Origin of the sequence: Streptomyces cyaneofuscatus, assembly GCF_042718795.1 — a bacterium.
Classification (GTDB): domain Bacteria; phylum Actinomycetota; class Actinomycetes; order Streptomycetales; family Streptomycetaceae; genus Streptomyces; species Streptomyces cyaneofuscatus_A.
The window spans coordinates 122965-149319 of the sequence record NZ_JBHXOX010000015.1; the positions used below are offsets into that span (position 1 = coordinate 122965).

Consider the following 26355-nt stretch of genomic DNA (forward strand, 5'->3'; position numbering starts at 1 on the left):
GCACCCCCCCCGACAACGCCGGCTCAGAACCCGCTCGGCAGCCACGGCTGCGGCTCAGAACCCGTGCGGCAGCCACGGCTCCACATGCCACGAGAACGCCGCCGAGGCCTCCTCCACGGCTCCCGGCCGCACCTCCCGCACCCGCCCCGCCGCTGCCAGCGACGTGAACGACACCCCGCCCAGATAGGCGGCGCCCAGCTCCCGTACCGACAGCTCCAGATCCGGCGCGCGATCCGGCGCACGCCGGCACGAGGCACCGCCCTTCGCGTCCGCCACCAGGTGCCAGCGCCCCGCGTTCCACGGGCAGAAGGCGTCGTCCACCTCCAGCACCACATCGACCGGCGTCCGGTACGCACGCGCCTCCAGTGCCGCACCCACCTCCACCAGCCGTACGTAGAGCGCGTCCTGCACCCGCGCCTCGCACCGCCGGACGTCCGACACCAGATGCATCAGCGGCTCGTCCACCGGCCGCGAGCCCGCCTCCACGGACGACGTCAGGTCGACGCCGAACAGGAACCGCCACAGCGCCGCGTACGACGCCGGATCCAGCGCCCCCAGATCCCGCAGCGCCACCGTTCCCTTCGGCCCCGCCCGGTCCCAGTCCGGCCGCACCCGGAACGTGGCGTACCCGGTCACCTCGCCGTCCCGCTCGGCCAGCACGCACTGCAACGGCGAGGCGCCCGACCGGTCCTGCGCCGTGTCGATCACCGCGGCCTGCTCCCACTTCGGCTGCCGCACCGGCGTACCCGGACGCTCCGCGGCGAGCCGCCCGTACACCTCCTCGCACGCGGGCAGGGCCGCCACCGGATCGGTGTACCGCACCCGTACGTCCTCCGTACCCGGCGGAGAATCGAGCTGTACGCGGGAGGTGTCGACGTTCACACTCAGGGCGCGGGTCGCGGCCCCGTACCCGAAGCGCCCGTAGATGGCCGGCTCCGACGCCGTCAGCACGGCGAGCGGCTCACCCCAGGAACGTACGTCGTCCAACTGGCGCCGCATCATCGTCCGCAGCAGCCCGCGCCGCCGGTGCGTCCCCGCCACGCTCACCATCGTGACGCCCGCCGTCGGCACGGCCGCCCCGCCGGGCACGGTCAGCCGGAAGCTGTACGCCCCCGCCGTACCGACGCACACCTCCCCGTCCCACAGGCCGACGGACCGGTCGTGCTCGGTCAGGTCCTGCCAGAGCGCACGCGACTCCGGGGCACTCGCCACGCCCCCGAACGCACGCTCCAGACAGGCGAACCAGGGGTCCCATTCAGCAGGTCGCAGCACACGGAGTTCTGAAGTCATATGCCATCCCTACCAGGGTGAGCGGAAGCGGACGACCCGATTTCGCGCGGATCGTCACCGGGGTCCCCCTGCACCGGAGGCGTCCGGGTGGATAGGGTCCCGGCAATGGCCCGTCGCGGAGGAGTGGACGACTTCTGGGCCCGGTGGCGCAGATCGGCGCACCGGGCCCGCATAGGGCTGCGCAGATCCGGGGTGGACTACTTCCGGGGCGACGGCTCCGACTGGATCGCGATGGCCGGTCTGCTGCTGACGATTCCCGCCATCACCGTCGCCACCATCGCCAGCCCGGTCTGGATCGACCCGGCCGCCCTCGCCCTCCCCATCGTCGCGGGCGGCCTCCTGCTGCGCCCCGCCAGCCTGCTCGGCCTGTACGCCACGGCCGCCGGCGCCCTGATCGTGGAGGCGCTCACCCTCGGCCCGTACCTGGACGGCCCGGCCAGGGTCACCCCGGGCACCGTCCTCGTGGTCGCCGCCTGCGGGTTCTTCGGGCTGGTCCTCGCCCAGTTCCGGGCCCGGGTCGGGGTGCCCTGGCGGCGCGGCGGCACCATGCTCTTCGACCTGCGCGAACGCATCCGGGTCCAGAGCGCCCTGCCCCGGCTGCCCCACGGCTGGCACCGCGAGATGGCCCTGCGCCCGGCCGGCGGCCAGTCCTTCTCCGGGGACTTCGTCGTCGCGGCCCGCACCCATGGCGGCCGGACCCTGGAGGTCGTCCTCACCGACGTCTCCGGCAAGGGCATGGACGCGGGCTCCCGGGCCCTGCTGCTCTCCGGCGCCTTCGGCGGGTTGCTCGGCTCGCTGCCGCCGCACGGCTTCCTCGCCGCCGCCAACGGCTATCTGCTGCGGCAGGACTGGGACGAGGGGTTCGCGACCTCGATCCACCTGGTGCTGGACCTGGAGTCCGGCGACTACGAGATCTTCTCGGCCGGTCATCCGCCCGCGCTCCAACTGCACGCGGGCAGCGGGCAGTGGGAGGAGAAGTCGGGGGAGGGGCCGCTGCTCGGCGTCTACGACGGGGCCGAGTTCGACGCGGTCAAGGGCTCGCTCGCCCCGGGCGACGTGCTGATGCTCTTCACGGACGGACTGGTGGAGGCGTCCGACCGGGACATCGCCGAGGGGATCGACCGGCTGACCGGAGAGGCCGACCGTTATGTCTCCGCCGGCTTCGAGGGCGCGGCCTGGCATCTGATCGAGGCCTGCGCCAAGGACGTCAACGACGACCGGGCGCTGCTGCTGCTCTCGCGCAGGCACTGAAAGAGCCGCGTCAACGGAGAGGCGCCCGTCACTCGCGAGTGATCGTGTGGTGCTCGTCACTCACGGGTGCGGCACGAGGACACCTCTCCGCCTCCGTTCGGGCCGATGCCTCCGTTCGGGCCGACGCTGCCGTTCAGACCGACACCGGGATCTGTTCCTGATCCTTGCCGCCGCCCTTGCCTCCACCGCGTGCGCCGGGCAGGACACGGGCCAGCCAGTGCGAGCGTCCGGCCGCCAGCGGGGCGAGGACGGCGAGCAGGAGCACGTAGCCGGCGATGAACGGCGAGAGCCGGCTGTCGAGTCCGGCGGCGGCCGCCATCGTCGCGAGGATGAGCGCGAACTCGCCGCGGGCCACCAGGGTGGTGGCGATGTTGGCCGTGCCCTGCGCACCGAAGTCGTAGATCCGGGCCGCGGCGAGACCCGCGGCCACGTTCATCGCGAGCGTCAGGACGACGGCCGCCAGCACCGGCCAGAGGACGCTCGGGAGGACGCCGGGGTCGATGGAGAGACCGAAGGCGAAGAAGAAGATCGCGCCGAACGCGTCGCGCAGCGGGTGGACCAGCTTGAGGATGCGCTCGCCGGAGGTGGTGGAGCCCAGCATCAGACCGACCATGAAGGCGCCGATCGCGTCGGCGACGCCGAACATCTCGGAGACACCGGCGACGAAGACCGCGACCCCGAGGAAGGAGATGACGAGGAGCTCGTCGTCCCTGGTGTTCATCAGCTTGCCGATGACCTTCGTCCCGAACCGGGCCGCCAAGGCGAGCAGCAGTAGGAAGCCGAACGCCTTGCCGGCGTCGACGAGCATCGCCGAGAGGCTGTCCGCACCGGACAGGATCGGCTGGAGAGCGGCGAGGTAGAGAGCGAGGAAGACGTCCTCGACGACGATGATGCCGAGGATCGGCCGGGTCTCCGGGTTACCGATCCGGCCGAGGTCCACCAGGATCTTGGTCACGATGGCGGACGAGGATATGCCGAGCACACCGGCGAGGACCAGCGCCTCCGACGTGCCCCAGCCGAGCGCGAAACCGAAGCCCAGACCGGCGCCCACGTTCAGGACCAGATAGGTCCCGCCCGCGATGGCCATCTTGCGGCCACCCGTCCTGAGGTCGTCCATATGGAACTCGAGCCCCAGGTAGAAGAGCAGGAGGACGAGTCCCAGCGCGGAGAGCATCTCCAGGTCGTGCGGGTTGGAGAGCAGGGTGTAACCGGGGGTGTGGGGGCCGAGGAGGATGCCGGCCAGGATGAACAGGGGGATCGTAGGCAGCCCGATGCGGCCGCCGAGGCGGGCGAGGACGGCAGCGGCCAGGAAGGCGCCGCCCATGGCGAGGAGGGTGTCTGCGTGTCCGATGAGCTCGTTCCTTCGGGAGTAGGTCAAGAGGGCGTCAATAAACCATCAGTAATTAGTTTACCGAACGATTGACTCTGCAACTGTGGAGTCGTCGGATTGTCAGCTTTTGTCTGTTTGGTGGATGGCGGTCCTTCCCGGCAACACCGCAGGCCGGAGAGGGCGGTGACGCGTCGCCGTAGAGTCGGGCCATGTCCGGCACCCATCTGAACCTGGCCCAGGTCGAGGCTCTCGCCCGCGCGGCCCATGCGACGCAGACCGACAAGGCGGGCCGCCCCTACACGGAACACCTGGCGGCGGTGGCCGAGGGGGTACGGGTGCGCGGCGGCAGCGACCGGCAGATCGCCGCGGCCTGGCTGCACGACGCGATCGAGGACGGTGCGCTCTCCGCGCGGTGGCTGGCACAGGCCGCGCTGCCGCAGGAGGTCAAGGACATGGTCCTGGCCGTCACCAAGCGGCCGGAGGAGGAGCTGACCGCGTACACGGCCCGGATCCTCGCCACCCCAGGCGCGCTGCTCGTGAAGGAGGCGGATCTGGCCCACAACGCGGATCCGGCCCGCCTCGCCGTCCTGGAGGAGCCGACCCGTACCCGGCTGACGGCGAAGTACGCTCAGGTGCGCTGGCTGTTGGGCCTGACCGGCGGAGAACCACCCTCCGACCGAAAAGATTCAGCCAACCCGGAAACGCACTGATCCACCCGCGGCCGGGGCCACGAGTGGATCGGAGGAGACGGGAAGAACGGGTTCAGCGCTTCGCGGGATTCTTCCGGAACGCCCACTTCATGTCCGGTTCGGTGGCGAACTTCAGGGCCCGGGCCACCGGCGGCGAGCACATGAGCGTCACCGCGCCCGCGGCCACGACCGAGACGAGCACCAGGCCGACGGGGCCGGAGAGCCAGGTGTGCCGGTCGAACAGGCCCGTGTACACAGCGCCCTTGATCAGGAAGCCGTGGAGCAGATAGCCGCAGATCGTCCCGGCTCCCAGCACGGTGAACCACATGGTCCGGCGCGGCACCCAGGCCAGGAAGCCGATGGTCAGCGCCAGGGCGCAGCCGAACAGGGCCAGGGACATCACCGCACCCGACCACCACGGGGCGTCCATCTCCTGGGCGCTGTTGGCGCGGTAGAGCCAGCCGAGCTGCATGTGCGGGGCGATCCAGTACGCGAACAGCAGCGCGCCCGCGAAGAGCGGCAGCGCGAGCAGCCGCACCTCGCGGCGCCGGACCAGTTGGAAGTGCTCGGGCTTCATCAGCAGGCCGAGGACGAAGAACGGCAGGAACTGGAAGACCCGCTGGAGATCGAGGTCGTCGCCGATGTCGGGGGAGACCGAGGCCAGCATCGCGATGGCGAGCGCCACCGGCAGCGGATGGCGCAGCTTCAGCCAGATCGGCGTGGTGACCCGCCAGATGAACAGGGCGATCAGGAACCACGTCAGGAACAGCGGATCGACCAGGCTGATCGAGGTGTCGGGCGCGTCGTCCACGTACCGCTTGAAGAGCGAATAGGCCGTCTCGAACAGCACGTACGGCACGACGACCCCGGTGATCAGGCGCTTCACCTTGGGGGCGGACATGTCGAACGTACGGGAGAAGTAGCCGGAGATGAGGATGAAGGCCGGCATGTGGAACGTGTACACGACCATGTAGAGCGCCCGAGTGGCCCGGCTGCCGTCCATCACCGGTTCCCAGGCGTGTGCCACCGCGACCAGGACGATGGCCAGGTACTTCACGTTGTCGAAGTAGGGATCACGCCGCTTCGCCGCCTTCTGCGGGGGATTGGTGCGGGCCGGGGCGGCGGTCGTGGGGGTGGGCGTCTGCGCGCGTCTGGGCTCCGGCTCCCGGGTCGCCGGGGGGAGCGGGGCCCTCGTGAATACGCTCGGAGCTTGGAACATCTGAGGCACCTTAGACCTCTCGATTGCCACGCGTAAAACCGCGATGAGATATCACGTGTTCCCTCCTATTCGCAGGTGAAACAGTCGAACACTGCCCGCTATGACACGCTTGATCCCGCTTAAAGGGGGCATATCGGCGGGGTGTTGGGCGAGTGAATTACGTCGCACCCGGCGGCTCGAATTACCTGTGAACGACCTGTGGGGATAAGGAGACGACGCCGTGGCCGGAGTCGGCGAATATCCGGCCGCACGGATTTCGCGGCGGAAGCGTGGATGCCCGGCGTGGAGCCCGGGTGAGCTGGGCAGGATGGCGGGATCCGGTCAGTGCGATCCGTCACCCGGCAGCAGACACCCGGGAGTTGGTGGCACGATGGACGCGACGGGGCGCGCAGTGGTGCACGTTTCCGGGCCGGCAAGGCGGACCGACCGAAGGTGTGATCAGACGTGGCTATTTCACTGTCTATGGTGCTGCTGTTCGCGGTCATCCTGGTGGTGCTGATCCGTGGGGGCTCCATCAAGCCCGGCCCCGCGCTCGTCGCCGTGCTCTTCGGGTTCTTCCTGGCGTCGACCGGCATGGCCCCGTCGATCAACAGGTTCATGAACTCGATAGCGGACACGATCAACCAGATCAGCTTCTGAGCCGGTCCCGCTCCCGTACGGGCTTTTCCCGCACGGGAGAAGCCCGCACGGGACAACTCCGTGCGGGAGAAGCCTGATACGCGAGAGGCCCGGTCCGACGATGAGGTCGGACCGGGCCCAGGCGTGGAGCGGGCGACGGGAATCGAACCCGCGTAGCTAGTTTGGAAGACTAGGGCTCTACCATTGAGCTACGCCCGCGAGCGGTGCACCGCAGGTCCACCGGACCGCGGCACGGACAGCATCGTAGCGGGTCGGCGGCGCCCTCCGCACACCCGTTGACGCCGGCCGCCGGACCGCCGCCCCTCGGCCGCCCCGCAAAGAGGCCGACGCACGGCTCCGGTGCATGTACCCTACGTGTCGCACCGACGGGGTGTGGCGCAGCTTGGTAGCGCGTCCGCTTTGGGAGCGGAAGGTCGTCGGTTCGAATCCGGCCACCCCGACCACCAGCAAGATCGCATTGTGGGAGTCCTCCCCCTTGCCGTTACTATGCAAATTGCGTGCCCGTGTGTCTGATGTACCGGGCTCGGTCCGCGAAGCCGCCAATCGGCGGCCCAGCAGAACCCCAAGAAGTCAGCCACCAAGGAGACCGAACCGTGAAGAGCGCCGTGGAGACCCTGAACCCGACCCGGGTTCGGCTCAGCATCGAGGTGCCCTTCGAGGAGCTCAAGGACAGCCTCGACGCGGCGTACAAGAAGATCAACCAGCAGGTCACGGTGAAGGGCTTCCGCAAGGGCAAGATCCCCGCCCGGGTCATCGACCAGCGGTTCGGCCGCGGTGCTGTGCTGGAGGAGGCCGTCAACGACGCCCTCCCGAAGTTCTACACCGAGGCGGTCAACGAGGGTGAGCTGAACGTCCTCGGCCAGCCCGAGGTCGACATCACCGAGCTGAAGGACGGCGAGCTGCTGGCCTTCACCGCCGAGGTTGACGTACGCCCCGAGATCGAGATCCCGGACTACTCCGGCATCGAGGTCACCGTCGACGCCCTTGAGGTCACCGACGAAGAGGTCGAGAAGGCCGTGGAGCAGCTCCGCGAGCGCTTCGCCTCCACCAACCCGGTCGAGCGCGCCGCCGCCGACGGCGACGTCGTCACGATCGACCTGGAGGCCAAGGTCGACGGTGAGGTCCTGGAGGACGGCGTGGCCGCCGGTGTCTCGTACACCATCGGTTCCGGCGAGCTCCTCGACGGCATCGACGAGGCCGTGACCGGCCTGGAGGCCGGTGGCGAGGCCACCTTCACCTCCGAGCTGAAGGGCGGCTCCGCCGAGGGCAAGGCCGCGGAGGTCACCGTCAAGGTCACCGCCGTCGCCGCCCGTGAGCTCCCCGAGCTGGACGACGACTTCGCCCAGATGGCCAGCGAGTTCGACACGCTGGAGGAGCTGAAGGCCGACAGCCGTAAGCGCCTGGAGACCACCAAGCAGTACGACCAGGCCACGCAGGCCCAGGAGCGGGTCCTGGAGGAGCTGCTGAAGCTCGCCGAGGTCCCGATCCCGGAGAAGCTGCTCGCGGACGAGGTCCAGACCCGCAAGCACAACCTGGAGCACCACCAGCTCGGTCAGATGGGCCTCGACCTGGAGAAGTACCTCGAGATCCAGGGCAAGACCCTGGAGGAGTTCGAGAACGAGACCTCCGAGCAGGCCATCAAGGGCATCAAGACCCAGTTCATCCTGGACGAGCTCGTCAACAAGGAGAAGCTGAACGTCAACCAGGAGGAGCTCACCGAGCACCTCATGCGGCGTGCCGCCTCCTCCGGCATGAGCCCGGACCAGTTCGCCCAGGCCGTCGTCGAGGGTGGCCAGGTGCCGATGCTCGTCGGCGAGGTCGCCCGCGGCAAGGCGCTCGCCGTCGTCGTCGAGGCCGCCAAGGTCGTCGACACCAACGGTGAGGTCGTCGACCTGGAGGACGACGAGGACGAGACCACGGAGGCGGCCGCCGAGGCCACCACCGAGGACAAGGCCGAGGAGAAGAACGAGGCCTGAGCCTCGCCCCGATCCGACGCCGGCCACGCGCCGGTCGGCACGACGGGCCCCGGACGCACCACACGCGTCCGGGGCCCGTCGCCGTATCCCCGTCCGTAAGGCCGTGCGGGCCCGGAACCCCTGTGCCCCCTTGGGAGCTTGCGCTCCCAGCGAACAGTTGCGGAACCGGGATGGCGTTGTCCCACCTGCGCGTTAGGGTCCATGAAGAGGAAGGGTGGGGGAGTCCCTCACCCGCCCGGTACGAAGACGCTGAGACGGCCGGAGCCGTCAGAGACGAGCAGGTGGATACGTGACGAATCTGATGCCCTACGCCGCCGGAGAGCCGTCCCTCGGTGGAGGCCTCGGTGACCAGGTCTACAGCCGACTGCTCGGCGAGCGCATCATCTTCCTCGGTCAGCAGGTCGACGATGACATCGCCAACAGGATCACCGCACAGCTCCTGCTCCTTGCCGCCGAGCCGGACAAGGACATCTACCTCTACATCAACAGCCCCGGTGGTTCGGTGACGGCCGGCATGGCGGTCTACGACACCATGCAGTACATCCCGAACGACGTGGTCACCATCGGGATGGGCATGGCGGCCTCGATGGGCCAGTTCCTGCTCACCGGCGGCGCCGCGGGCAAGCGCTTCGCGCTCCCCAACACCGACATCCTGATGCACCAGGGTTCGGCCGGTATCGGCGGAACGGCCTCGGACATCAAGATCCAGGCCCAGTACCTGCTCCGCACCAAGACGCGCATGGCCGAGATCACGGCCCGCCACTCCGGCCAGTCCGTCGAGACGATCATCCGCGACGGCGACCGCGACCGCTGGTACACGGCGGAGGAGGCCAAGGACTACGGCCTCATCGACGAGATCATCACGGTCGCGTCGGGCATCCCGGGCGGCGGCGGCACGGGTGCCTGATCCGGTCCCCACCGGACCGTCGGCACCACACCCGCACCCCCTTCTCGTACGCCGAGACCTCCAGCCCCAGAACGCCACCAGGATGGTGAACACCCACATGAACAACTTCCCCGGCGCCTCCGCGAGCGGCCTCTACACCGGCCCGCAGGTGGACAACCGCTACGTCGTCCCGCGCTTCGTGGAGCGCACCTCGCAGGGTGTGCGTGAGTACGACCCGTACGCGAAGCTCTTCGAGGAGCGCGTGATCTTCCTCGGCGTCCAGATCGACGACGCCTCGGCCAACGACGTCATGGCGCAGCTCCTGTGCCTGGAGTCGATGGACCCGGACCGCGACATCTCGATCTACATCAACAGCCCCGGCGGCTCGTTCACCGCGCTCACCGCGATCTACGACACGATGCAGTTCGTGAAGCCGGACATCCAGACGGTCTGCATGGGCCAGGCCGCCTCCGCCGCCGCCGTCCTGCTCGCCGCCGGCACCCCGGGCAAGCGCATGGCGCTCCCGCACGCCCGCGTCCTGATCCACCAGCCGTCCTCGCAGACGGGCCGCGAGCAGCTCTCCGACCTGGAGATCGCGGCCAACGAGATCCTCCGGATGCGTACGCAGCTGGAGCAGATGCTGGCCCGCCACTCGACGACCCCGCTGGAGAAGATCAGCGAGGACATCGAGCGTGACAAGATCCTCACGGCCGAGGACGCCCTGGCATACGGGCTCGTCGACCAGATCGTGTCCACCCGCAAGACGACCGCGGGCGCATCGGTCTGACGTAGGTCTTTCCCCTTGGCACATTCCGTTCGCACGGTCTCGGCCGTGTGAACCGTGCCAAGGGGGGCCCGAACGGGGGCCCAGGCAAGGTACCGTCGGATAGAGGCACCAGGAGCCGCTGAACCAGGCGGCCTCCCAGGCGAAGGGGAAGCAACCTCGTGGCACGCATCGGTGATGGCGGCGACCTGCTCAAGTGCTCGTTCTGCGGCAAGAGCCAGAAGCAGGTGAAGAAGCTCATCGCGGGACCCGGTGTGTACATCTGCGACGAGTGCATTGATCTCTGCAACGAGATCATCGAGGAGGAGCTCGCGGAGACGAGCGAGGTCCGCTGGGAAGAGCTTCCCAAGCCCCGCGAGATCTACGAGTTCCTGGAGGGGTACGTCGTCGGGCAGGAGCCCGCGAAGAAGGCCCTCTCGGTCGCGGTGTACAACCACTACAAGCGGGTCCAGGCGGGCGAGAACGGCGGCGGTGCGAACCGCGACGACGCGATCGAGCTCGCCAAGTCGAACATCCTGCTGCTGGGCCCCACCGGCTCCGGCAAGACGCTCCTCGCGCAGACCCTGGCCCGCATGCTCAACGTCCCGTTCGCCATCGCGGACGCCACCGCGCTGACGGAGGCCGGCTATGTCGGCGAGGACGTCGAGAACATTCTGCTGAAGCTGATCCAGGCCGCCGACTACGACGTCAAGAAGGCCGAGACCGGGATCATCTACATCGACGAGATCGACAAGGTCGCCCGTAAGAGCGAGAACCCGTCGATCACCCGCGATGTCTCCGGCGAGGGCGTCCAGCAGGCCCTGCTGAAGATTCTGGAGGGCACCACCGCCTCCGTGCCGCCGCAGGGCGGACGCAAGCACCCGCACCAGGAGTTCATCCAGATCGACACGACGAACGTGCTGTTCATCGTGGGCGGCGCCTTCTCCGGACTGGAGAAGATCATCGAGTCCCGGGCCGGCGCCAAGGGCATCGGGTTCGGCGCCACGATCCGCTCCAAGCGGGAGATCCAGGCGAGCGACCAGTTCCAGGAGGTCATGCCGGAGGACCTGGTGAAGTTCGGGATGATCCCCGAGTTCATCGGCCGCCTCCCCGTGCTGACCTCGGTCCACAACCTGGACCGCGAGGCGCTGCTCCAGATCCTCATCGAGCCGCGCAACGCCCTGGTCAAGCAGTACCAGCGCCTCTTCGAACTCGACGGCGTGGAGCTGGAGTTCGAGCGCGAGGCACTGGAGGCCATCGCCGACCAGGCGATCCTGCGCCAGACCGGAGCGCGCGGCCTGCGCGCCATCATGGAGGAAGTCCTCCAGTCCGTGATGTACGAGGTCCCGTCCCGCAAGGACGTCGCCCGCGTCGTCATCACCCCGGACGTCGTCCGCGACCACGTCAACCCGACGCTGGTCCCGCGCGAGCCGCGCACGATCGGCAAGAACGACGGCGGCCGCCACGAGAAGTCCGCGTAGCGGCACGGAAGTCACATACGCCGAAGGGGCGCCCGACCGGTCAACCGGCGGGCGCCCCTTCGGCGTCGAGCGCGAACGCGGTGCGTCAGATCTTGGTGCGCGAGGTGTTGTAGAGCTTGGCGGCGAGGGCGGCCACATCGTCCTGCGCGATGCCCTTGCCGGTCAGGGCGCCGCCGACGTCCACGGCGACGACCATCCCGACGGTGCTGTAGTCGGCCCAGATGCAGACCGGGGTGATGACCTCCTTCGGCCCCTTCGCTAGGGTGCCGTCGGCCTTGTCGTTGATCGTCTTGAGGTCCTGGCACCGCATCAGAGCGCCGTCGAACCCGGCCGGCTTGACGTCCTTGGGGCTGCCGACGAGCGAGACCTTGGCGCCGTTGCTGCTCTCGCTCATCTTCTTCTCGGCATCACTGAAGGAGTTGTTGATGACCTTGGCCGGGTCCTGGACCTCGCCCCAGTAGCCCTGGAGCAGGAGCAGCTTCTGTGTGAGCGGGTTGTCCTTCGAACCGCTCTGGTACTCGGCGCCGGCCTGCTGCGGGTCCTTGACGCCCGCGGCCTCGGCATCGGTCTTGGACTTCCCCGTCAGCGGACCGGAACGGTCCGGCTTGGCCGGGTCCTTCGCGTAGTCGTCCACGGAGGCGGCAGGCGTCAGCTTGTAGCCCTTGGTGGAGTCGGCCACATCACTGTTGCTCGCGCTGCCCGAGGTGAAGAACCAGACCCCGGCCCCGATGACCGCAAGCGCCAGCACGGACGCTCCCACGATCAGCCCGGTCTTCCTCTTCGGCGGCTGCTGCGGCGGGAACGGCGGCTGGCCCCCGTACACCGGCTGGCCGCCGTACGGCGGAGTGGGCGGCTGCTGCCCGTACGGGCCGGGCTGCTGGGGCTGCGGGTAGCCGTAGCCGGGCTGGCCCTGAGGAGGGGTGCCGTAGCCGGGCTGGCCCTGGGGCGGCGCGCCGTAGGGGCCGGGCTGCTGCGGCGGGACGCCCTGGGGGGCCTGCTGGGGGTAGCCGTAGCCGGGCCGGCCCTGCGGGGGGCCCTGCGGCGGCGGACCGCCGTACGGCCCGGGCTGCTGGCCGTACGGTCCGGGCTGGCCCTGTGGCGGCTGCCCACCGTACGGGCCCGGCTGGTTGTAGCTCATGCGGTGTCCCCTCCAGAATTCCTTATGCGTTGCGAACATCCTGACGGAAGCCGCCCTGACATGGGCCATCGGCCCGGACACCGTTACTGAACCAATCCGTTTCAGTGCAGACCTGTGACGGCCCTAAACTGTCCCCCGTGACCGAGAACTCATCGCAGCAGCCAGCCAGCAACCCCGAACTGCCGACCTCGTACGCGCCGGCCGATGTAGAGGGGAAGCTGTACGAGCGCTGGGTAGAGCGTGGTTACTTCGAAGCCGACGAGCACAGCGACAAGCCGCCCTACAGCATCGTCATCCCGCCGCCGAACGTCACCGGCTCCCTCCACCTGGGCCACGCCTTCGAGCACACCCTGATCGACGCCCTCGTCCGCCGGAAGCGGATGCAGGGGTTCGAGGCGCTCTACCAGCCGGGCATGGACCACGCCGGCATCGCCACCCAGAACGTCGTCGAGCGCGAACTCGGCAAGGAGGGCAAGTCCCGCCACGACCTGGGCCGCGAGGCGTTCGTCGAGCGCGTCTGGCAGTGGAAGGACGAGTCCGGCGGCCAGATCTCCGGCCAGATGCGCCGCCTCGGCGAGGGCGTCGCCTGGTCCCGCGAGCGCTTCACCATGGACGAGGGCCTCTCCAAGGCCGTCCAGACCGTCTTCAAGCAGATGTACGACGACGAGCTGATCTACCGCAAGGAACGCATCGTCAACTGGTGCCCGCGGTGCCTCACGGCCATCTCCGACATCGAGGTCGAGTACCAGGAGGACGACGGCGAGCTCGTCTCCATGACGTACGGCGAGGGCGACGAGACCATCGTCGTCGCCACCACCCGCGCCGAGACGATGCTCGGTGACACCGCCGTCGCCGTCCACCCCGACGACGAGCGCTACCGGCACCTCATCGGCAAGCAGATCAAGCTGCCGCTGACCGACCGCACGATCCCCGTCGTCGCCGACCACCACGTCGACCCGGCGTTCGGCACCGGCGCGGTCAAGGTGACCCCCTCGCACGACCCGAACGACTTCGAGATCGGCAACCGCCACGACCTGCCGTTCATCACCGTCCTGGACGAGCGCGCGGTCATCACCGTCCCCGGCCCCTTCGAGGGCCTGGACCGCCTGGAGGCCCGCTCCGCCATCGTCGCCGCCCTGCGCGCCGAAGGCCGGATCGTCGCCGAGAAGCGGCCGTACGTCCACTCCGTCGGCCACTGCTCGCGCTGCAAGACCACCATCGAGCCGCGCCTCTCCCTCCAGTGGTGGGTCAAGGTCGCCCCGCTCGCCGAGGCCGCCGGTGACGCGGTCCGCGACGGCAAGGTCAAGATCCACCCGCAGGAGATGGAGAAGCGGTACTTCGACTGGGTCGACAACCTCCACGACTGGTGCATCTCGCGCCAGCTCTGGTGGGGCCACCGCATCCCCGTCTGGCACGGCCCGGACGGCGAGATGGTCTGCGTCGGACCCGACGACGAGCCGCCCACCGGCGAGGGCTGGACCCAGGACAGCGACGTCCTGGACACCTGGTTCTCCTCGGGCCTGTGGCCCTTCTCCACCCTCGGCTGGCCCGAACGGACCGACAGCCTCGCGAAGTTCTACCCGAACTCCGTCCTGGTCACCGGCTACGACATCCTCTTCTTCTGGGTCGCCCGGATGATGATGTTCGGCCTGTACGTCAACGACGGCGTCCCGCCGTTCTCCACCATCGTCCTGCACGGCATGGTCCGCGACGAGCACGGCAAGAAGATGTCGAAGTCCTTCGGCAACGTGGTCAACCCGCTGGACTGGATGGACAAGTACGGCTCCGACGCCCTGCGCTTCACCCTCGCGCGCGGCGCCAACCCCGGCACCGACGTGCCCATCGGCGAGGACTGGGTCCAGGGTTCGGCGAAGTTCTCCAACAAGATCTGGAACGCCACCCGCTTCGCCCTGATGAACGGCGCCACGATCGAGGGCGACCTGCCCCCGGTCGAGGAGATGTCGGTCACCGACCGCTGGATCCTGTCGCGGCTCAACCAGACGGTCGCGGACGTCGACGCGTTCTACGACGACTACCAGTTCGCGAAGATCAGCGAGGCGCTGCGCCACTTCGCGTGGGACGAGGTCTTCGACTGGTACGTCGAGCTCTCCAAGACCACGTTCTTCGCGGGCGGCCGTCCGGCCGAGGTCTCGGGCCGGGTCCTCGGCGAGGTCCTCGACGTGATGCTGCGCCTCCTCCACCCGATCGTCCCGTTCGTCACGGAGGCGCTGTGGACCGCGCTCACCGGGCGCGAGTCGATCGTCATCGCCGAGTGGCCGGGCGACTCCGGCTTCCGCGACGATGCGGCCGAGAAGGAGATCGAGCTCGTCCAGCAGGTCGTCACCGAGGTCCGCCGCTTCCGTAACGACCAGGGCCTCCAGCCCGGCCAGAAGGTCCCGGCCGAGCTGACCCTGACCGGCACGGCGCTCGCCCCGCACGAGGCGGCCATGCGCCAGCTCACCCGCCTCCAGCCCGCCGGCGACGGCTTCCACGCCACCGCCTCCCTCCCGGTCGCCGGGGTCACCGTCGCCCTGGACCTCTCCGGCACGATCGACGTCCCGGCCGAGCGCAAGCGGCTCACCAAGGACCTGGAGGCGGCGCGGAAGGAGAAGGCGCAGGCGGAGGGCAAGCTCGGCAACGAGGCGTTCCTCGCCAAGGCCCCGGACAACGTGGTCGACAAGATCCGCGGCCGCCTCTCCAAGGCCGAGGCCGACATCGAGCGGATCTCCGCCCAGCTCGCGGCCCTCCCGCAGAGCTGATGTGCTGACCGGCGAAGCCCCCGCACCCCCGACCGACCCGGGGATGCGGGGGCTTCGCCGCACCACCGCCCGGGCAGTGAGCCGGGCGCTGCGCGCGATGTCGGTGCCCATCCGTAGACTGGGCCCCGTGAGTGAGCCCCGCCCTTCAGACCGGCACGACGCGTCCCAGCCCGACGACACCTTCGAGGAGATCGTCGGCGAAGAGACCCAGCGCGACCCCGACCTGGCGGTGATCGAAGCCGGGAGCCGCACCCTGCGCACCTACGGGGGCGCGCCGCAGGCCGACGCGGTCCCCGCCCGGCCCGCCGACCCCGAGACCGACCAGGCGCTCCGCGCGGTGGAGCAGGAGCTCGCCGGACGCTGGGGCGAGACCAAGCTGGAGCCCTCCGTCACGCGGATCGCCGCCCTGATGGACGTGCTCGGCGAGCCGCAGCGCGCCTACCCCTCGATCCACATCACGGGGACCAACGGCAAGACGAGCACGGCCCGCATGATCGAGGCCCTGCTCAACGCGTTCGAGCTGCGCACCGGCCGGTACACCTCGCCGCACGTCCAGTCGATCACCGAGCGCATCAGCCTCGACGGCTCCCCGATCGCGCCCGAGCGGTTCATCGAGACGTACGAGGACATCAAGCCGTACGTCGAGATGGTCGACGTCCAGCAGCCCTACCGGCTCTCCTTCTTCGAGGTGCTCACCGGCATGGCCTACGCGGCCTTCGCCGACGCCCCCGTCGACGTGGCGGTCGTCGAGGTCGGCATGGGCGGCACCTGGGACGCCACCAACGTCATCGACTCCACCGTCGCCGTCGTCACCCCGATCTCGCTGGACCACACCGACCGCCTCGGCACCACGCCCGCCGAGATCGCGGGGGAGAAGTCCGGTGTCATCAAGCAGGGCGCCACGGTCATCCTGGCGCAGCAGCCGGTGGACGCCGCGCAGGTGATGCTGAAGAAGGCCGTCGAGGCGGACGCCACCGTGGCCCGCGAGGGCATGGAGTTCGGTGTCACCTCCCGCGAGGTCGCGGTCGGCGGTCAGCTCGTCACCCTGCGCGGACTGGGCGGCGAGTACGAGGAGATCTTCCTCCCCCTCTACGGGGCCCACCAGGCGCACAACGCGGCCGTCGCGCTCGCCGCCGTCGAGGCGTTCTTCGGTATCGGCGCCGAGCAGGCCCGCTCGCTCGACATCGACGCGATCCGCAAGGCGTTCGCGGCGGTCATCTCGCCCGGCCGGCTGGAGGTCGTGCGCTCCAGCCCGACCGTCGTCCTGGACGCCGCGCACAACCCGGCGGGCGCCAAGGCCGCGGCGGACGGGATCTCCGAGGCGTTCAGCTTCTCCCGGCTGATCGGCGTGGTCGGCACCAGCGGAGACAAGGACGTGCGCGGTCTCCTGGAGGCCTTCGAGCCGATCTTCGCCGAGGTCGTCGTCACGCAGAACTCCACCGACCGCGCGATGGACGCGGACGAGTTGGCCGCCATCGCCGTCGAGGTCTTCGGCGACGACCGGGTCCAGGTCGAACCGCGTCTCGACGACGCGCTGGAGGCGGCGATCACGCTGGCCGAGGAGGACGACGAGTACGCGGGCGCCGGGGTCCTGGTGACCGGATCGGTGATCACGGTCGGCGAGGCCCGGCTGCTTCTGGGAAGGGGCTGAGTGCCGGATGCGTACGCTCTGCGCCTCGACGCTGCTCGGTGAGTTCTTCGTGATCGGCTTCGCCGGACTCGTCGCGATGAAGCTGGACGACGTCTCCCAGGCCACGGTCTGGACGGTCTGCGGGGCCGGCATGGTGCTGTCCCTGCTGCTCTGCGGGATGCTCAGCCGGCCCGGCGGTGTCCAGCTCGGCTGGGCGCTCCAGGTCGCGCTGGTCCTCAGCGGCTTCGTGGTCCCGATGATGTTCATCCTCGGTCTGGTCTTCGGCGGACTGTGGTGGGCCTCCATCCACTACGGCCGCAAGATCGACGAGGCCAAGGCCCGCCGGGCCGCCCAGCAGGAGCAGCAGGGCCGGCAGGAGGCGCAGGCCCAGCAGGAGGCCGGCGGGGCCACGGCCTGACCTGACCGGCAGGCGCCCGGGGTCCGAAGGTGACCCCAGGCGCCCGGGTCCGGGGGTGACCCTGAGTGAACCCGGGCGCAGACCCCTCCCCGTATCCCTGTAATCTCGCCTCACCGCACCCGTAGTGTCTGCAAGGAGCCGCACATGACTCAGCGCACCCTCGTCCTCCTCAAGCCCGACGCGGTCCGCCGCGGCCTGATCGGCGAGATCGTCGGCCGGATCGAGCGCAAGGCGGAGTGGCGGATCACCGCGCTGGAGCTGCGCACCCTGGACCACGACACGCTGGAGCAGCACTACGGGGAGCACAAGGGCCGCCCGTTCTACGAGCCGCTCATGGAGTTCATGGCCTCCGGCCCGGTCGTCGCCCTGGTGGCCGAAGGTGAGCGGGTGATCGAAGGCGTCCGTGTGCTCGCCGGTCCCACCGACCCGATCGCCGCCGCGCCCGGCTCCATCCGTGGTGACTTCGGCACGATCACCCGGGAGAACCTCATCCACGCCTCGGACTCGCCGGAGTCCGCAGAGCGAGAACTGAAGCTTTTCTTTCCGGGACTTTCCTGACCCGATCGGCCAAACAGCGCTGCCTGCCTGGGGCGACCGAAGTAATTCGGTCGCCCTTCGGCATAGGGTTTGGGATCGCGGGAACGCATCCCTCCGACGTAACGTCACCATGGGTAGAACGGGCACCCGTTCCGCCCACACCGGCGAAGGACCCTCGCGCTGTGTCCGTGCATACGGCACTACGATGGAAGCTTCCACGCCCGCAGCGCCAACCTCGCCTACCAGAACAAGCCATCTTCGCTACCTGGGAAGGCCCGACGCATCCTCATGGGGAACAAGGGGAACTCAATGTCGTTCATCGGCCGTGACATGGCTATCGACCTCGGGACTGCCAACACGCTGGTGTACGTCAGGGGGCGCGGCATCGTCCTGAACGAGCCGTCCGTCGTGGCCATCAACACCAACACCGGCGGGATCCTGGCGGTCGGCTCCGAGGCCAAGAAGATGATCGGGCGCACGCCGGGCAACATCGTTGCCGTGCGGCCCCTGAAGGACGGCGTGATCGCCGACTTCGAGATCACGGAGCGGATGCTCCGCTACTTCATCCTCAAGATCCACAAGCGCCGCTACCTGGCCCGCCCCCGGGTCGTCGTCTGCGTGCCCTCGGGTATCACCGGGGTCGAGCGCCGCGCCGTCATCGAGGCGTCGACGCAGGCCGGGGCGCGCCAGGTGCACATCATCGAGGAGCCCATGGCTGCCGCCATCGGCTCCGGCCTGCCGGTCCACGAGGCCACCGGCAACATGGTCGTCGACATCGGTGGCGGCACCACCGAGGTCGCGGTGATCTCGCTCGGCGGAATCGTCACTGCCCAGTCGATCCGGACCGCCGGTGACGAGCTGGACAACGCGATCATCCAGCACATCAAGAAGGAGTACTCGCTCCTCCTCGGTGAGCGGACCGCCGAACAGATCAAGATCACGATCGGTTCCGCGTTCGACCTGGAGAAGGACGAGCACACCGAGATCCGTGGCCGGGACCTGGTCTCCGGGCTGCCCAAGACGGTCGTCATCTCGGCCGCCGAGGTCCGCAAGGCCATCGAGGAGCCGGTCAACGCGATCGTCGACGCCGTGAAGACGACGCTCGACAAGTGCCCGCCCGAGCTCTCCGGCGACATCATGGACCGCGGCATCGTCCTCACCGGCGGCGGCGCGCTGCTGCGCGGTCTGGACGAGCGGCTGCGCCACGAGACGGGCATGCCGATCCACATCGCCGAGGACCCGCTGGACTCCGTGGCCCTCGGCTCCGGCAAGTGCGTCGAGGAGTTCGAGGCGCTCCAGCAGGTGCTGGACGCCCAGCCCCGCCGGTAGGACCGCGCAGACATCACCCGATCCGGCGCGCGGACGCTGCGGCTCCGCCCGCCGGATCGTTGATATAGATCGTTGCTGTACACGTACTGACGCAGAGACAGACACTGACGTGGATACGCGTACGGACACGTACACACAGGCACGAACATTCCGACGAGGAAGGCACGGCCGCCGCACGTGAGGGACACACGAGAGAGCCGGCTGCTCCTGGTGCTGCTGATCGCCATCGCATTCGCCCTGATCACGGTCGACATCCGGGGCGGCGAGGGATCACCGGTCGACGGCGCACGGCAGGCCGCGGCCTCCGTCTTCGGGCCGATCGAGAACGGCGTCGCGACGGCGGTCGACCCGGTGGGCAACGCCATAGGGGCGGTACGGGACTCCGGCAAGCGACACGACCGGATCTCCGCCCTGGAGCAGGAGAACGCCGCGCTGAAGGCGAAGCTCGGCAGCGACGACCGCACCAACAGCCGCGTCCGCCAGCTCGACGCCATGCTGAAGAACGCGGGCGCCGGACAGTACGGCATCAAGGGCGCCGAGGTCATCGCCATAGGAGCGGCCCAGGGCTTCTCCTGGACGATCACCATCGACGCCGGGTCGGACGACGGCATCCGCCGCGACATGACCGTGCTCAACGGTGAGGGGCTGGTCGGGCGGGTCACCACCGTCGGCCCGAGCACCGCGACGGTCCTGCTCGCCAACGACCCCGACTTCACCGTCGGCACCCGGATGGAGAAGACCGACGAGCTCGGCTTCGCCACCGGCCAGGGCTCCCGCCCGCTCTCGGTCCAGTTCCTCAACGGCAAGGCCAAGGTGAAGGCGGGCGACCGGCTCGTCACCTTCGGCTCCAGCAAGGACAAGCCCTTCGTGCCCGGCGTCCCCGTCGGCGAGGTCGTCCGCGTCGACCCCTCGGGCGGCGCGCTGACCCGGACCGTCTACGTGAAGCCGTACGTCGGGTTCACCAAGCTCGACATCGTCGGCGTCGTCGTCCAGGCCCCGCGCTCGGACCCGCGCGACACGGTCCTGCCCCAGCAGCCCGTGAAGACGAAGCCCAAGCCGACCCCCACGGTCACCGTCACCGTCCAGCCCAACGGCGACCTCGTCGACGGCTCGGGCAAGGTCGTCGGCAACGTCAACGAGAACGCGGGCGACGGCGCGGCAGCCGGCGACGCCGCGGGCAACCAGCAGGGCAACGCCCAGCAACCGGACAACCAGCAACCCGACAACACGGCCAACGACCAGGAGCAGGGCTGATCCCCATGCGCATCAACCGGACTCTGCTCTCCATCGCCCTGGTCGTCGTCGCCCTCGTCGTCCAGGTGACCGTCCTCGCCCGCCTCCAGCTCCCCGGCGCCGTCCCCGACCTGCTGCTCCTCACCGTCCTCGGACTCGCCTTCGTGTACGGGCCCGTCAGCGGCGCGTTCATCGGCTTCGGCGCCGGCCTCCTCGCGGACCTCGCGCCCCCCGCCGACCACGCCGCCGGGCGCTACGCTCTGGTGCTCTGCGTCATCGGCTACCTCGCGGGCCTGGTCCGGCCGGAGAACGGCCAGCTCAAGTCGGCCTTCGCGCCGATGGCGGCAGTGGTCGGCGCCGCGCTCGGCTCGACCCTGATGTACGCGGGCGTCGGCGCCCTGGTCGGTGACACGGCCGCCCGCCATGTGGGCCTGGGCAGCCTGCTGTTCACCGCCGCGCTCTACGACCTGCTGCTGGCACCCTTCGTCGTGCCGCTGATCATGGCCCTGGCCAGACGCACCGAGAACGATCCGCTCTCCGAGGCGGCCGGCGGCAGCAACGACGTCGCCGCGGGCTGGCTCGCCTCCGGCACCGGGCTGCGCATCGGCAACCAGCGCGGCGGCCTGCGCGCGAAGGCCGCCCGCAACCGGGCCGCCCGCGCGGGACGCATCAAGGGGGTCAAGCGACTGTGAAGCCGTACGCGACGAAGGGCACCGGGGGCACCGCGTGAGGCTGTATCTCCCGGGGGACGACCCCCGTACCCCCAGCCGAACCACCACCGGGGGCACCCAGTGAGCAACATTCCCGAGACCGGGCGGACCCAGCGGGTCCAGATCCGGCTCATCGTCATCCAGGTCCTCGTCTTCTCGCTGCTCCTCACCCTCGGCGGCCGCCTCTGGTACCTCCAGATCCGCAACGGCGACGAGTACACCGCCGAAGCCGCGGGCAACGGCGTCCAGCAGGTCGTCCAGCCCGCCGTGCGCGGCTCCATCCTCGACGCGCGCGGCGTCCCGCTCGCCGACAACGAGACCCGCCTCGTCGTCTCCGCCAGCCGCACCGAGCTGCTGAAGATGAAGGACGACGGCGTCGGCGTCCTCACCCGCCTCGCCGACGTCCTGGACATGAAGGCCCAGGACGTCCGGGACAAGGTCCGCCTCTGCGACTCCAAGACCCCCCAGCCCTGCTGGAACGGCTCGCCCTACCAGCCGATCCCGGTCACCGACGAGGCCACCACCCAGCAGGCCCTCCAGATCCGCGAGCGCGCCGAGGACTTCCCCGGCATCACCGCCGAACCCACCGCCGTACGCCGCTACGCCGCCCCCGGCAAGGCGAGGACCGCGCAGGTGCTCGGCTATCTGTCGCCGGTCACCGACGAGGAGATCCAGAAGGCGCAGGACGGCCCGTCGCCGTACCTGCGCTCGGACCAGGTCGGCCGGTCGGGACTTGAGCGGACGTACGACAAGGAGCTGCGCGGCAAGGCCGGTGTCACCCGCTACGAGGTCGACAACCTCGGCCGCGTCATGGGCGAGGCCGAGAACGACCCGGCGGTGGCCGGCTCCAGCCTCGTCACCAGCCTCGACGCCCGCGTCCAGGCGGTCGCCGAGTACGAGCTCGCCCAGGCGATGAAGACCGTCCGCCAGGAGACCGACAAGATCACCGGCCGCAAGTACGAGGCCGACTCCGGCGCCGTCGTCGTCATGGAGTCCAAGACCGGGCGCATCGTCTCCATGGCCTCCCAGCCCGACTACGACCCCAACGACTGGGTCGGCGGCATCTCCGGCAAGCAGTACGCCAAGCTCACCAGCAAGAAGTCCAACTACCCGCTGCTCAACCGGGGCATCCAGGGCCAGGCGCCGGCCGGCTCCATCTTCAAGGTGGTCTCCGCGAGCGCCGCAGTCCGGGGCGGCCACGCCTTCAACGACCGCTACAACTGCAGCAGCTCCTACAGCCTCGGCAGCCAGACCTTCGCCAACTTCGAGTCGCAGGGCCACGGCCCCATCACCCTCGGGGACGCGCTCAAGTACTCCTGCAACACCGTCTTCTACCGCCTCGGCCACGAAGAGTGGGTCAAGGACGGCGGCATAAAGCCCAAGAAGGACGCCAAGAACTGGTTCTACACCACCGCCCGCGACTTCGGTCTCGGCGGCGAGACCGGCATCGACCTGCCCAACGAGGTCAAGGGCCGCATCCCGGACCGCCAGTGGAAGCAGGACTTCTGGAAGGCGAACAAGGCCGCCTGGTGCAAGGAAGGCAAGAAGGGCGGCACCTACGTGCAGCAGATCGCGTACGAGAGCTGCCTCGAAGGCAACCAGCTCAAGGCCTACGACAGCATCAACTACGCCATCGGCCAGGGTGACGTCCTCGTCACCCCGATCCAGATGGCCACCGCGTACGCCGCCATCAGCAACGGCGGCACCCTCCACGCCCCGACCGTCGGCAAGGCCGTGATCAGCCCCGACGGCAAGTCGGTCCAGGAGATCAAGCCCAAGTCCACCGGCAAGCTGCCCGTGAACGCCCAGACCATCAAGGACCTCGACAAGGGCCTGCGTTCGGTGGTCGAGCCCGGCGGCACGGCGGCCTGGCGGTTCGGCGGCTGGCCGCAGGACAAGATCCCGATGCGCGCCAAGACCGGTACGGCGCAGGTGTACGGCAAGCAGACCACCTCGTGGTTCGCGACCTACACCGACGACTTCACGATCGTCATGACGATCTCCCAGGGCGGCACCGGCTCCGGCGCCTCCGGGCCCGCCGTCCGCAAGATCTACGACGCGCTCTACGGCCTCGACGCCGAGGGCAACCAGGATGTGAAGAAGGCCCTGCTGCCCAAGCCCCAGACGGCGCTGCCGAAGGTCCAGCCCGACGGATCGATCTACGCCCCGAAGATCAAGCCGTACAACCCCGTCCCGACCCAGCCCGAAGGCCAGGAGGCGGACCCGGAGAACCTGGTGCCGCAGCCCCCGGGCCAGCCGGGACTCACCGGATCACCCGCGATGACCGGGAGGCGGCCCTGATGGCTGGAAGCTTCTCCGTAGGCGGATACGGCCCCGAGCGCGGTTCCTGGGCCAAGCTGACCGCCCGCGACTCCCTGGCCCGGCGGCTGGACTGGCCGCTGCTCGGGGCCTCGCTCGCGCTCTCCGTGCTCGGCGCGGTGCTCGTCTGGTCCGCGACCCGCAACCGCGACCACCTCACCCAGGGCGACCCGTACTTCTTCCTCTTCCGGCACGCCATGAACACCGGCATCGGCGTCGCCCTGATGATCGGCACGATCTGGCTCGGCCACCGCACCCTGCGCGGAGCCGTCCCGGTCCTCTACGGCATCTCGGTGCTGCTGGTCCTGGCCGTCCTCACCCCGCTCGGCACCACGATCAACGGCGCCCACGCCTGGATCAAACTGCCGGCCGGGTTCTCCATCCAGCCCTCCGAGTTCACCAAGATCACCATCATCCTGGTGATGGCGATGCTGCTGGCGGCCCGCGTCGACGCGGGCGACCAGCCCCACCCCGACCACCGGACCGTCGCCAAGGCGCTGGGTCTCGCGGTCATCCCGATGGCCATCGTCATGCTGATGCCGGACCTCGGCTCGGTGATGGTGATGGCCGTGATCGTCCTCGGCGTCCTGCTGGCCTCCGGCGCCTCCAACCGCTGGGTCTTCGGCCTGCTCGGCGCGGGCGCCGCCGGAGCCGTGTCGGTCTGGCAGCTCGGCCTGCTCGACGACTACCAGATCGCCCGGTTCGCCGCCTTCGCCAACCCGGCGCTCGACCCGGCCGGCGTCGGCTACAACACCAACCAGGCCCGCATCGCGATCGGCTCCGGCGGCCTCACCGGCACCGGGCTCTTCGAAGGCACCCAGACCACCGGCCAGTTCGTCCCCGAGCAGCAGACCGACTTCGTCTTCACCGTCGCCGGTGAGGAGCTGGGCTTCCTCGGTGCCGGGCTGATCATCGTCCTCCTCGGTGTCGTCCTGTGGCGCGCCTGCCGGATCGCCCGCGAGACGACCGAGCTGTACGGCACGATCGTCGCCGCCGGCATCATCGCCTGGTTCGCCTTCCAGGCCTTCGAGAACATCGGCATGACGCTCGGCATCATGCCGGTGGCCGGTCTGCCGCTGCCCTTCGTCTCCTACGGAGGGTCCTCGATGTTCGCCGTCTGGGTGGCGATCGGGCTGCTCCAGTCGATCAGGGTGCAGCGCCCGATGTCCGCCTGAATCCGGCTCACGGGGGTAGGTGTCCGTATATGGCGGACACCAAGCGCGAGATCGAGCGGAAGTACGAAGCCACCGACGCCACCCGGCTGCCCGACCTGAGCCGGGTGGCCGGGGTCGCCCGGGTCGAGAAGCGGGGCGTCACGGAGCTGGACGCCGTCTACTACGACACCGCCGACCTCCGCCTCGCCTCCCACTCCCTCACCCTGCGCCGCAGGACCGGCGGAGCCGACGCGGGCTGGCACCTCAAGTTCCCCGTCGCCACCGGCATCCGGGACGAGCTCCACGAGCCGCTCGCCGACACCCTGCCGCCCTCCTTCGCCGCCCTGCTCCGCTCCCGCCTCCGCCACACCGAACCGGCCCCCGTCGTCCGCCTGCTCTCCTCCCGTGACGTCCAGCACCTGAACGACGACGACGGCACCCTCCTCGCCGAGGTCAGCGTCGACACGGTGCTCGCGGAACGGCTCGCGGGGGAGGGGGGCGGCACCACCGCCACCTGGACCGAGATCGAGGTCGAGCTGGCCGACGACGGCGACCCCGCCTTCCTGGACGCGGTCGAGAAGCGGCTCCGCAAGGCCGGGGTGCGCCCCTCGGCGTCGCCGTCGAAGCTGACCAGGGCGCTGGCCGAGACGGCACCCGTACGCAAGGAGAAGAAGCGGAAGGCGGAAGACCCGCAGACCGCCGGCGACCACGTCCTCAGCTACGTAGGCGAGCAGATCCGCGCCATCGTCGACCTCGACCCCGCCGTCCGCCGCGACCTGCCCGACTCCGTGCACAAGATGCGCGTGGCGACCCGCCGGCTGCGCAGCGCCTTCAAGACCTACCGCAGGATCCTGGACCGCGAGACCACCGACCCCGTCGGCGCCGAGCTCAAGTGGCTCGCCGGTGAGCTGGGCGTCGACCGCGACCAGGAGGTCCTGGACGAGCGCCTGGGGGACCGCACCGAGGCCCTCCCCGCCACCCTGGTCCTCGGCCCGGTGGGCAGCCGGCTGAAGGTCTGGTCGGCCGCCCGCCGCACCGGATCGCGCCGCAGGATCACCGACGTACTGGACGGGGAGCGGTATCTGGCCCTCCTCGACACCCTGGACGCGCTCAGCGCCGACCCGCCCCTGCGCCCCGCCGCCTCCCGCGCCCCCGCCAAGGAGCTGCCCCGCGCGGTGCTCAAGGACTACGAGAAGCTCGCGCGCCGCATGGACCACGCCCTGGAGCACCCGCCGGGCCCCGAGCGGGACGCCGCGATGCACGAGGCCCGCAAGGCCGCCAAGCGTGCCCGGTACGCGGGTGACGCGGCCGGGCCCGCCCTCGGAAAGCCCGCCCGGCGGTTCGCCAAGCGGGTGAAGGCGGTGCAGACCGTCCTCGGCGACCACCAGGACAGCGTGGTGGCCCGCGACGCCCTGCGCGCCCTCGCGATCGAGGCGCACGCGGCCGGCGAGACCACCTTCACCTGGGGACTTCTGTACGGGCACGAGGAGGCGACCGCCGACGCACGGGAGCGCGAACTGCCCGAGGTGTGGGCCCGTGCCTCCGATCCCGTACTGCGGGCGGATCTGAAGCACTGAGCCGCGGGGTACGCTGGATGGTCACCC

21 protein-coding genes and 2 tRNA genes are annotated in these 26355 nt (G+C 69.7%); 18 read left to right on the top strand and 5 right to left on the bottom strand.

Annotated features, from left to right (window positions below):
* Positions 1 to 54: 54 nt before the first annotated feature.
* Positions 55 to 1290 (bottom strand): GNAT family N-acetyltransferase, encoded by a 1236-nt coding sequence (locus tag ACFWRT_RS19035; protein ID WP_380955098.1) that lies wholly within the window; start codon positions 1288 to 1290, stop codon positions 55 to 57.
* Between the two features lie 105 nt (positions 1291 to 1395).
* Between ACFWRT_RS19035 and ACFWRT_RS19040 the strand changes: the two genes are divergently transcribed.
* Positions 1396 to 2541, top strand: coding sequence for a PP2C family protein-serine/threonine phosphatase (locus tag ACFWRT_RS19040; RefSeq protein WP_380955097.1), 1146 nt, complete (start codon positions 1396 to 1398; stop codon positions 2539 to 2541).
* Positions 2542 to 2674: 133 nt separating this feature from the next.
* Here ACFWRT_RS19040 and ACFWRT_RS19045 read toward each other — a convergent pair whose 3' ends face one another.
* Entirely contained in the window at positions 2675 to 3865 is a 1191-nt protein-coding gene (locus ACFWRT_RS19045; RefSeq protein WP_380955119.1) for a cation:proton antiporter, read from the bottom strand.
* Positions 3866 to 4080: 215 nt separating this feature from the next.
* Between ACFWRT_RS19045 and ACFWRT_RS19050 the strand changes: the two genes are divergently transcribed.
* A complete protein-coding gene (locus ACFWRT_RS19050) occupies positions 4081 to 4581 on the top strand; it encodes an HD domain-containing protein (protein WP_380955096.1) in 501 nt (166 codons plus the stop codon).
* 52 nt (positions 4582 to 4633) lie between these two features.
* Here the strand turns inward: ACFWRT_RS19050 and ACFWRT_RS19055 are convergent, their stop codons facing one another.
* Entirely contained in the window at positions 4634 to 5779 is a 1146-nt protein-coding gene (locus ACFWRT_RS19055) for an acyltransferase family protein (RefSeq protein WP_380955094.1), read from the bottom strand.
* 444 nt (positions 5780 to 6223) lie between these two features.
* Here ACFWRT_RS19055 and ACFWRT_RS19060 point away from each other — a divergent pair, with 444 nt between their 5' ends.
* Complete coding sequence (locus tag ACFWRT_RS19060) at positions 6224 to 6418, top strand: hypothetical protein (protein ID WP_026241379.1); 195 nt, start codon at positions 6224 to 6226, stop codon at positions 6416 to 6418.
* Positions 6419 to 6542: 124 nt separating this feature from the next.
* Here the strand turns inward: ACFWRT_RS19060 and ACFWRT_RS19065 are convergent.
* Positions 6543 to 6616 (bottom strand) — tRNA-Gly (locus ACFWRT_RS19065).
* A 168-nt stretch (positions 6617 to 6784) separates the two neighbouring features.
* Here ACFWRT_RS19065 and ACFWRT_RS19070 point away from each other — a divergent pair.
* From ACFWRT_RS19070 to clpX, 5 genes are all read left to right on the top strand, one after another.
* Positions 6785 to 6861: transfer RNA gene (locus ACFWRT_RS19070), tRNA-Pro, on the top strand.
* 150 nt (positions 6862 to 7011) lie between these two features.
* Complete coding sequence (gene tig / locus ACFWRT_RS19075; RefSeq protein ID WP_161263656.1) at positions 7012 to 8394, top strand: trigger factor; 1383 nt, start codon at positions 7012 to 7014, stop codon at positions 8392 to 8394.
* A gap of 301 nt (positions 8395 to 8695) precedes the next feature.
* Positions 8696 to 9301: an ATP-dependent Clp protease proteolytic subunit gene (locus tag ACFWRT_RS19080; protein ID WP_380955117.1), complete on the top strand. Its 606-nt coding sequence runs from the start codon at positions 8696 to 8698 to the stop codon at positions 9299 to 9301.
* Between the two features lie 82 nt (positions 9302 to 9383).
* On the top strand, positions 9384 to 10067 hold the full coding sequence (locus ACFWRT_RS19085) for an ATP-dependent Clp protease proteolytic subunit (protein ID WP_030563669.1): 684 nt from the start codon (positions 9384 to 9386) through the stop codon (positions 10065 to 10067).
* A gap of 158 nt (positions 10068 to 10225) precedes the next feature.
* Positions 10226 to 11524 carry an ATP-dependent Clp protease ATP-binding subunit ClpX gene (gene clpX, locus ACFWRT_RS19090; RefSeq protein WP_380955093.1) on the top strand — a complete coding sequence of 433 codons (1299 nt, stop codon included), beginning with the start codon at positions 10226 to 10228 and terminating at the stop codon, positions 11522 to 11524.
* An 85-nt stretch (positions 11525 to 11609) separates the two neighbouring features.
* Here clpX and ACFWRT_RS19095 read toward each other — a convergent pair whose 3' ends face one another.
* Positions 11610 to 12662 carry a hypothetical protein gene (locus tag ACFWRT_RS19095; protein ID WP_380955091.1) on the bottom strand — a complete coding sequence of 351 codons (1053 nt, stop codon included), beginning with the start codon at positions 12660 to 12662 and terminating at the stop codon, positions 11610 to 11612.
* Between the two features lie 137 nt (positions 12663 to 12799).
* On the opposite strand from ACFWRT_RS19095, the gene ACFWRT_RS19100 reads away from it, so the two are divergent.
* The 10 genes from ACFWRT_RS19100 (at position 12800) to ACFWRT_RS19145 (ending at position 26328) form a co-directional block, all read left to right on the top strand.
* Complete coding sequence (locus ACFWRT_RS19100) at positions 12800 to 15421, top strand: valine--tRNA ligase (RefSeq protein ID WP_380955089.1); 2622 nt, start codon at positions 12800 to 12802, stop codon at positions 15419 to 15421.
* Between the two features lie 127 nt (positions 15422 to 15548).
* Complete coding sequence (gene folC / locus ACFWRT_RS19105) at positions 15549 to 17072, top strand: bifunctional tetrahydrofolate synthase/dihydrofolate synthase (RefSeq protein ID WP_380955088.1); 1524 nt, start codon at positions 15549 to 15551, stop codon at positions 17070 to 17072.
* A 7-nt stretch (positions 17073 to 17079) separates the two neighbouring features.
* Positions 17080 to 17469, top strand: a complete 390-nt coding sequence (locus ACFWRT_RS19110; protein WP_380955086.1) for a DUF4233 domain-containing protein — start codon at positions 17080 to 17082, stop codon at positions 17467 to 17469.
* 144 nt (positions 17470 to 17613) lie between these two features.
* Positions 17614 to 18027 (top strand): nucleoside-diphosphate kinase, encoded by a 414-nt coding sequence (gene ndk / locus ACFWRT_RS19115; protein ID WP_380955085.1) that lies wholly within the window; start codon positions 17614 to 17616, stop codon positions 18025 to 18027.
* Positions 18028 to 18315: 288 nt separating this feature from the next.
* Positions 18316 to 19335: a rod shape-determining protein gene (locus ACFWRT_RS19120; RefSeq protein ID WP_015608503.1), complete on the top strand. Its 1020-nt coding sequence runs from the start codon at positions 18316 to 18318 to the stop codon at positions 19333 to 19335.
* A 177-nt stretch (positions 19336 to 19512) separates the two neighbouring features.
* Positions 19513 to 20589, top strand: coding sequence for a rod shape-determining protein MreC (gene mreC, locus ACFWRT_RS19125; protein WP_380955083.1), 1077 nt, complete (start codon positions 19513 to 19515; stop codon positions 20587 to 20589).
* A 5-nt stretch (positions 20590 to 20594) separates the two neighbouring features.
* Positions 20595 to 21260: a rod shape-determining protein MreD gene (gene mreD / locus ACFWRT_RS19130; protein ID WP_380955081.1), complete on the top strand. Its 666-nt coding sequence runs from the start codon at positions 20595 to 20597 to the stop codon at positions 21258 to 21260.
* A gap of 99 nt (positions 21261 to 21359) precedes the next feature.
* Positions 21360 to 23579, top strand: coding sequence for a penicillin-binding protein 2 (mrdA, locus tag ACFWRT_RS19135; RefSeq protein WP_380955080.1), 2220 nt, complete (start codon positions 21360 to 21362; stop codon positions 23577 to 23579).
* A complete protein-coding gene (rodA, locus tag ACFWRT_RS19140; protein WP_380955078.1) occupies positions 23579 to 24772 on the top strand; it encodes a rod shape-determining protein RodA in 1194 nt (397 codons plus the stop codon). Before mrdA ends, rodA begins: the two co-directional genes overlap by 1 nt.
* Before the next feature lie 29 nt (positions 24773 to 24801).
* On the top strand, positions 24802 to 26328 hold the full coding sequence (locus tag ACFWRT_RS19145) for a CYTH and CHAD domain-containing protein (protein ID WP_380955077.1): 1527 nt from the start codon (positions 24802 to 24804) through the stop codon (positions 26326 to 26328).
* Positions 26329 to 26355 lie beyond the last annotated feature (27 nt).